The sequence below is a fragment of the Pseudoalteromonas aliena genome, from assembly GCF_038155085.1.
Lineage (GTDB): Bacteria > Pseudomonadota > Gammaproteobacteria > Enterobacterales > Alteromonadaceae > Pseudoalteromonas > Pseudoalteromonas aliena_A.
The window spans coordinates 1-213 of record NZ_JBAKAU010000249.1; the positions used below are offsets into that span (position 1 = coordinate 1).

A 213-nucleotide genomic window follows, 5' to 3' on the forward strand; every position below is an offset into this window, starting at 1 on the left:
AACAAAGAAACAGATGCTTTGTTAGAAATAGCAGCTTCTGTTTTAAATATGGATGACGAAGGATTGCTCTGCATAGATCATACGGTTCATTTTCATGTTCAGCCAATCGAAGGTGCTAATATAGAACAAGCAGCCATTGACTTTAACGGTATAGACACGTATTAACCAATACGTGTCGCAGAACCTGAAGACGAAGTAATTAAAGAAATATGT

General features: G+C 36.6%; 1 pseudogene. It reads left to right on the forward strand.

The features are described 5' to 3' along the window. Positions 1-162: pseudogene (locus V6260_RS19260) on the forward strand (exonuclease domain-containing protein); the annotation flags it as partial. Between the last annotated feature and the right edge of the window lie 51 nt (positions 163-213).